General features: G+C 39.1%; 7 protein-coding genes. 6 read left to right on the forward strand and 1 reads right to left on the reverse strand.

Annotated elements, in window-relative coordinates:
- Positions 1–374: 374 nt before the first annotated feature.
- The 3 genes from QZ265_RS08330 (at position 375) to accC (ending at position 3,785) form a co-directional block, all read left to right on the forward strand.
- Positions 375–1,754: an MATE family efflux transporter gene (locus QZ265_RS08330; protein ID WP_296405231.1), complete on the forward strand. Its 1,380-nt coding sequence runs from the start codon at positions 375–377 to the stop codon at positions 1,752–1,754.
- Positions 1,755–2,000: 246 nt separating this feature from the next.
- Positions 2,001–2,420, forward strand: a complete 420-nt coding sequence (locus QZ265_RS08335; protein WP_296405233.1) for a biotin/lipoyl-containing protein — start codon at positions 2,001–2,003, stop codon at positions 2,418–2,420.
- A 15-nt stretch (positions 2,421–2,435) separates the two neighbouring features.
- Positions 2,436–3,785 carry an acetyl-CoA carboxylase biotin carboxylase subunit gene (gene accC / locus QZ265_RS08340; RefSeq protein ID WP_296405235.1) on the forward strand — a complete coding sequence of 450 codons (1,350 nt, stop codon included), beginning with the start codon at positions 2,436–2,438 and terminating at the stop codon, positions 3,783–3,785.
- A gap of 142 nt (positions 3,786–3,927) precedes the next feature.
- Here accC and QZ265_RS08345 read toward each other — a convergent pair whose 3' ends face one another.
- A complete protein-coding gene (locus QZ265_RS08345) occupies positions 3,928–5,160 on the reverse strand; it encodes an argininosuccinate synthase (protein ID WP_296405237.1) in 1,233 nt (410 codons plus the stop codon).
- A gap of 487 nt (positions 5,161–5,647) precedes the next feature.
- Here QZ265_RS08345 and pyrC point away from each other — a divergent pair, with 487 nt between their 5' ends.
- From pyrC to QZ265_RS08360, 3 genes are all read left to right on the forward strand, one after another.
- Positions 5,648–6,784, forward strand: coding sequence for a dihydroorotase (gene pyrC / locus QZ265_RS08350; protein ID WP_296405239.1), 1,137 nt, complete (start codon positions 5,648–5,650; stop codon positions 6,782–6,784).
- A gap of 293 nt (positions 6,785–7,077) precedes the next feature.
- Complete coding sequence (rnt, locus tag QZ265_RS08355) at positions 7,078–7,725, forward strand: ribonuclease T (RefSeq protein WP_296405244.1); 648 nt, start codon at positions 7,078–7,080, stop codon at positions 7,723–7,725.
- Positions 7,726–7,752: 27 nt separating this feature from the next.
- Positions 7,753–7,947: a hypothetical protein gene (locus QZ265_RS08360; protein WP_296405242.1), complete on the forward strand. Its 195-nt coding sequence runs from the start codon at positions 7,753–7,755 to the stop codon at positions 7,945–7,947.
- Positions 7,948–8,091: the final 144 nt, after the last annotated feature.

Below are 8,091 nucleotides of genomic sequence, written 5' to 3' on the forward strand. Positions count from 1 at the left end.
ACAAGTTATAAATAGTGAAATTGACAAAGACGATTAGGATAGTCATCCCTACTCCTAAGCCAAATCCAAATTGTATTTATTCAAACTAAAACTTTATCATGACTTATTATACGTGCTTAGCAACTATATAGTAGAGCAATTCAATTGATAACTTGATAGCTTGATAACTTGATTATAGGGCTAACTGACCTTATTATGCTCTCAACTATCTGTGATACTTGTCATAAAGTTCATTTAATATTAAATCGTATCATTATTAAACCTGCCCTAAGGCAGGTTATTTATTTGTATTATTAATAAATTAAGTCAAAGTCATATTAAGATTTCAATAATTAAAGCTTATTTAAATTAAACCCTATTTTTAGAAGTTTCGTATGTCGTCTAATTTAACCTTTTATGATTTTAAGCAGCACAGTCTGCGCTTGGGAACCTTGGTACTTCCTATTCTAATTACTCAATTCTGCCAAGCTGCTTTAGGTGTGGTAGATGCTATTATGGCAGGGGGTGTTTCTGCATTAGATTTAGCGGCTGTTTCAATTGGTTCTGGCATTTGGTTACCGTTATTTTTATTGGCTACTGGCACTTTAATTGCCACCACACCACTTATTGGGGAGCAGATAGGTCAAAAAACACCGCATCATGTGCCCCACATTACTCAGCAATCATTATGGGCGGCAATCTGTATTGGTACCATTGGCTTAGTGGTGGTGTCTGTCACGCCAAACCTGCTTGGGATAATGGGCGTGCCAGCAGACATTCAGCCCAAAGCCTCTCAATATTTAAGATTTATAGCGTGGGGGTTTCCGGCTATTGCTTGTTATGCAGTATTGCGTAGTTATTGTGAAGCACTGGCACGTCCAGAACCGGTGACAATTATTAGCTTGATCGGTTTGTTTATTAACATTCCTATTAATTACATTTTTATTCATGGATTATTCGGCTTTCCAGAATTAGGCGGCGCAGGATGTGGATTGGCTACTGCCTGCGTTCTATGGATTAACGTCATCTTATTGTCAATTTATTTACATAAGTCAAAGCATCACAAATTTAATGAGATGCGATTCTTTTATAACTTTGCAAAGCCCGATCGCAAGCAGATTGGTAAGCTTTTTCGTTTGGGTGTGCCTATAGGTATATCGATTTTCTTTGAGGCCAGTTTGTTTAGTCTCGCCTCTATTGTGATAAGTCCACTTGGTGCTATTGCCATTGCGTCTCATCAAGTCGCCATAGCTGTAACTTCGCAGCTTTTTATGATTCCTATGTCGGTTGCCATGGCACTTACGATAATGGTATCAAACCGTTATGGTGAAAAAAACTGGCTGGCATTACAGCAGGTTCAACGCACCGGTCTCATTTGGACAGTATGCATTGCCCTATGTAGTATGTTAGGGGTTTGGATATTTAGAGAAAATCTAGCCGATATGTTTACCGATAATCCTGAAGTTAAAGCGCAAGCCATGTATCTCTTATTGTTTGCCATTGCCTATCAATTGGTAGATGGCTGGCAAGTAAATATCGCTGGAATATTAAGAGGGATGCAAGATACTCAAATACCTATGTGGATTACCTTATTTTGCTATTGGTTAATTGCTTTGCCATTAGGCATTTACTTAGTGCGTTTTACTGATACGGGAGCTCAAGGCTTTTGGATTGCTCTGGTAACAGGACTGAGCTTGGCTTCTGTGCTATTAACCTTGCGTTTAAACTATCGTCAACGTCAAGTGCTAAATATCAATCCAAGATACGCCAATTGAGCTATTATGGTTCAAAACTGTTATGACTTAAATAATTTTATGGCTTAAAACTATCACGGCTTAAAATTATTATAATTCTATGTTTTCAAGATCATAAGGTATACTCAAGCTAATTTTATCAATGAAAATAGAATATTTTGAAATTCATGTCATATTTAAACTTAAATACATCATTTGTAACGCATCAGATGCGACAAAATTTGTTACAATATGGGCAATATTATAAGAACACCTGTAGGCAATCGTATGGACATTGAAAAAATTCGTACGCTCATCGAGCTAATGGAAGAAAAAGACCTGGTTAATCTTGAGATTAAAACGGGTGAAGACAGTGTTAGTTTGACTCGGCATTACAATACTCCCATCCCTTCAATGTTGGCTGCTAGTTCTGCTTATATCACAGAACCACAGATGGAAACAATTCATACCGGTAGTGTAGAAACTTCTCCAATGGTAGGAGTTTTTTATGCTGCGCCAAGTCCTAATGATGCTCCTTTTGTGGCGCCAGGTCATAAAGTTCAGGCAGGGGATACACTCGGTATCATTGAAGCTATGAAAATCATGAACCCACTTGAGGCCACCCAAAGCGGTATCATTGATGCCATTTTGGTAGAAAATGGCGATGTTGTACAATTTGGTCAACCTGTTATTCGTTATAGAAGCTAAGTTATAGGCACCTAGATGATCAAAAAACTGCTCATCGCCAACCGTGGCGAAATTGCTCTACGCATCGTGCGTGCCTGCAAGCAGCTGGGCATTAAGACAGTCGGCGTCTACTCTACTGCGGACGAAGATTTGATGCATCTACGATTTGTAGATGAGGCTATTTGTATTGGAAAACCCAATGCCAGTCAAAGTTACCTTAATACGGGCGCAATTATCACAGCAGCAGAGATTACCGGTAGTGATGCCATACATCCTGGTTATGGCTTTTTAGCAGAGAATGCAGAGTTTGCTGAAACAATTGAAGAGGCCGGTATAACTTTTGTGGGTCCGCATCCCGATCATATTCGCTTGATGGGCAATAAAGTTTCAGCTATCAATGCCATGAAGCAAGCAGGTGTTCCCACTGTACCGGGTTCAATGGGTACGGTTACCTTACATAATGCAGAAGAACAAGCCAAGAGTATAGGCTTTCCCTTATTAATTAAAGCAGCGGCTGGCGGTGGTGGTCGCGGCATGCGTATTGTTGATCGTTTTGATCAGCTAAATGAGCAAGTTCAAGCTGCTAAACAAGAAGCAGAACTTTGGTTTGGCGATGATAGCGTGTATATGGAACGTTATCTACAAAATCCACGCCATATTGAAGTTCAGGTGTTAGGTGATGGTAACGGTAATGCCATACATTTATATGATCGAGATTGCTCCTTACAACGTCGTCATCAAAAGGTATTAGAAGAGGCGCCTGCCCCTGATATCCCTGACGATATTCGTGAGCCTATCTTACAAGCTTGCGTCAAAGCCTGTGAAAATATTGGCTATCGTGGTGCTGGAACTTTTGAATTCTTATTTGAAGATGGCCAATTTTTCTTTATTGAAATGAATACCCGTATTCAAGTAGAGCACCCCATTACTGAAATGGTAACCGGTATTGACGTTGTGGTTGAACAACTCAGAATTGCGGCAGGTTATGGATTGTCTTATCGTCAAAACGAAATCCAAGTCCATGGTCATGCCATTGAATGCCGCATCAATGCCGAAGACCCAAAGACCTTTGCTCCCTCTCCAGGCAAGATAACGCAGTACTTTAGCCCGAATGGTGCAGGAGTCCGTTTTGACTCCCACCTTTATCCAGGTTATGTCATTCCGTCTTATTACGATTCATTAATTGGAAAGCTGATTTGTCATGGTCAAACCCGCGAACAGGCTATTGCCAAAACTTTACAAGCTTTAGATGAATTAATTATCGAAGGCATTAAAACCAATATCCCGCTCCATCGAGATTTGATATTAAAAGACACTAAGTTTACGTCACAAGCTCAAAATATTCATTACCTTGAAAAGTGTTTGATAAATCCTGTACAAGAATAGGTAGTGTTTCAATTTCAATTGCAATAAATATGGTATCTTAAAAAACTGCTATTAATAAAAAGCTACTATAAATAAACGAATAAGCAGAAGTGAATCCTCACTTCTGCTTCTTTTATACTCTTACATTATAATTGTATAGAACTTACGACAAATCACGGCCACGACTAGCTTCGATCGATAAACGTAAACCATTTAGACGGATAAAACCTTCTGCATCTTTTTGATCATAGGCACCTGCATCATCTTCAAAGGTAGCAATCTTTTCATCAAATAATGAGTAAGGTGACTTACGACCCACAACGCTAACACTACCTTTATATAGTTTAACGCGAACTGTGCCTGTGACATATTCTTGAGATTTATCAATTAAAGCCTGTAGCATTTGGCGCTCTGGGCTAAACCAGTAACCGTTATAAATGATTTTTGCATAACGAGGCATTAATTCATCTTTTAGGTGAGCTGCTTCACGATCAAGGGTTAATGACTCCATACCACGATGCGCTTTAAGCATGATAGTGCCTGCAGGTGTTTCGTAGCAGCCACGTGACTTCATACCTACATAACGGTTTTCAACAATATCAAGACGGCCAATACCATGCTTACCGCCTAATTCGTTTAGTTTAATCATTACCTCATATGGCTCAAGTTTTTCACCATTAAGGGCAACGATATCACCTTTTTCATATTCAATTTCTAGATATTCTGGAGTATCTGGTGCTTCTTCTGGGCTTACAGACCAGCGCCACATGTCGTCTTCAGCTTCTGCATAAGGATCCTCTAGTATATCGCCTTCATAAGAGATGTGCAGTAAGTTGGCATCCATTGAGTATGGAGATTTCTTTTTGTTAGCTGAAAAATCAATCGGGATATTATGCTCTTCGGCATATTTCATTAGACTTTCACGGCTTGTTAAATCCCACTCACGCCAAGGCGCAATGGTTTTTACATCAGGTGCCAAGGCAATAGCGCCTAATTCAAATCTAACCTGATCATTACCCTTACCAGTAGCACCATGGCTAATCGCATCTGCATTGTGCTCTTTAGCAATTTCTACCAAGCGTTTTGCAATTAGGGGACGGGCAATAGAGGTGCCTAATAAATACTCACCTTCATAAATGGCATTTGCACGGAACATTGGAAACACGTAATCACGAGCAAATTCCGCACGTAAGTCTTCGATATGGATGTGTTTAATACCCATTGCTTCAGCTTTAGCTCGGGCTGGCTCTACTTCTTCCCCTTGACCTATATCGGCAGTGAAAGTGATGACTTCAGCGTCATAGGTATCTTGCAACCATTTGGCAATGATTGAGGTATCTAGACCGCCTGAGTATGCCAAAACAATTTTATTAACTTTATCTTTTTCGATAGACATAGTGCATCCTTTATCGAGTGAATGTGAACATAGAAAATTTTTACTATTTGGTTTAGGCGTTAATTTATTTGGAATTAAATAGATTCAATAAGAAGTGAACTGTCGTGGTCTAATTGCCAAAGTATTTCACTATATCTTTTACCTAAAAAATGAGTGCTTATCTTTTATTTATTAGATGATAAATAAATGCACTCATTATATTTCAGTTTACACTATTTATAGCAGCAACTAAACCCAAGCAAGTGTATATTACTGCTTTTGATCAGACCAAATGGACTAGTTTGTTTGTTATTCCTCTAAAAAAATGTGCACGTTGACACAGTGTATATCCGAATTTATTTACAAAACCTGTTATTATTACAAGACTAGTAGTCAATAATAAGTTAATCGTTTCGGCACCCATGTTTTATAGCATGAATAGTTTAATAGCATTAAAATTTTTATAACATCAATGGTTTAATAACATCAATAATAGTGGCTTTTAGTTATGATTCTTAATACCGCATCAATTTCAGATACCGAAACCTCCCCTTCTAATGCTCAAACCAATAACAGTACACCAAAACAAATTACTCTAGCACGACCAGATGACTGGCATATTCATCTACGTGATGGTAACTCATTGAACACTACCGTAGCTCATGCGGCCCAAAGCTTTAATAGAGTCATTTGTATGCCTAACTTAGTGCCACCGGTTAAGACTGCTATTGAAGCCCAAGCTTACCGTGACCGTATCATGCAAGCCCTAGAACATGCGAATATAGATGATCGTTATAAACTCACTTTTAATCCACGTATGACCTTGTATTTAACAGATACTACAACAGCAGAAGATATTAAACTGGCGGCGCAATCTGGCGTGGTACAAGCGGTAAAATTATATCCTGCCGGCGCTACTACCAACTCAGCAGATGGGGTTACTAATTTAGCAAGTCGGCATGAAGTATTCTCAGCGATGCAAAAATACGAGTTACCTTTGCTCATCCATGGTGAAGTAACCGACTCTCATGTTGATATTTTTGATCGTGAAAAGCAGTTTATTGATACTACCTTAAGTAGCTTAGTATCGCAGTTTCCTGAATTAAAAATTGTGGTTGAGCATATTACCACCGGTGATGCTGCTGACTTTGTTTTATCTCAAAATGAACGTGTGGCAGCGACCATTACCCCACAGCATTTATTATTTAACCGAAATCATTTACTGGTAGGCGGAGTTAAACCTCATTTTTACTGCTTGCCTATTTTAAAGCGCAAACAGCACCAACAAGTACTGCTTGATGTGGCTACCAGTGGTAATCCCAAGTTTTTCTTAGGTACAGACTCTGCACCACATGCTACCCATGCCAAAGAAAATGCGTGTGGTTGTGCAGGATGCTACTCAGCTTCCATCGCCCTACCCTTATACGCTACTGCGTTTGATAGTGTTGGAAAAATTAATCGTTTAGAAGGCTTTGCAAGCCAGTTTGGTGCTAAATTCTATGGTTTACCTCTTATCGATGAGCGTATAACCTTAGTCAATGAGCCAATGCAGGTACCTAGCAGTTATCCATATCTGGGGCAAGAGACATTAACACCATTAATGGCGGGTGAGACTCTACCTTGGTCTATCAAGCTTGAGTCATAAGCTTTAAGTAGCACATTGTCTTAAAATTAACGATAAAAAAGCCATTTAAAAAGGCTTGCTCAAAGCAGATAAGCATTTTAAAAGCCTATCCATCTACTGTTATTTATATGCGATTTTGATTTATGACACACTCTAAAGTAATTGACTCAATAGCAACCGAAGATTTAAAAAACTCAGACAATGGCGAACCTAGAGTCTGCGCCAATACCTCATCGAATGAAAATAACTTGGATGTTGCTAATGAACAACCTACTATTAATAGCAATGGCTTTGCAAAAGAGCCTGTAACAAAAATGGTTGAGCGATTTCGTAAGTTCTTACCAGTAGTCGTCGATGTTGAAACTGCAGGCTTTGATGCCAAAACCGATGCATTATTAGAGCTGGCTTGTATTCCAATCATTATGGATGAACAAGGAAAATTCATATTAGGTGAGGCGTTAAATGCTCATTTAATGCCATTTGAAGGCGCTAATCTTGAACAACGTGCTTTAGACTTTACTGGTATTGATCCTAATAATCCTTTACGTAAGGCAATTGCTGAAGAAGAAAAGCCGGCCATACGTCGTATTTTTAAAGAATTAAATGCTGTCCGCAAGGATAACAACTGTGTGAAATGTATCTTGGTAGGTCATAATGCCCACTTCGACTTGTCTTTTTTAAATGCAGCAATTGAGCGCACCAATAGCAAAAACCATAACCCTTTTCACCAATTCTCTGTATTGGACACGGTCACTCTTTCTGCTTTAGCCTTTGGCCAAACTGTATTAGCCAGAGCTTGTAAAGCAGCTGGCATTGACTTTAGTGGTGCTGAAGCCCATTCAGCACTTTATGACACTCAAAAAACTGCTGAACTTTTTTGTCATATCTTAAATAGTTACCCTATGCTGACAGTTGCTTTACTTGAAGATAACATAACAATTGATCAATCAGGAGTAGAGTAAGATAGGTAGTCGCTTAAGGAGAAGCTCATGCAACCTACTCATATGATCTGGGGAACCATTATCGGTTACATACTTTTTGCCTTGGCAATTAGCATGATAACTTCATTGTGGATAAGGCATCATTTAAAACGTAAAGTGGTGAATCAACACTGTTTAATGAGTGATAGACCAATTATTTATCCGCATTGTTTGTTAAAAGATAGACCAAATAAAAAACATTAAAATATTCGGTAAAAATGCTTGACACATTACTCGAACCCCATTAGAATACGCACCACTTCGACATTAACGGTGAAAGCGGTCGAGGTAGTCTGTGTCCCGTTCGTCTAGAGGCCTAGGACACTGCCCTTTCACGGCGGTAACAGG

It is taken from the genome of Psychrobacter sp., assembly GCF_018260395.1.
Lineage (GTDB): Bacteria > Pseudomonadota > Gammaproteobacteria > Pseudomonadales > Moraxellaceae > Psychrobacter.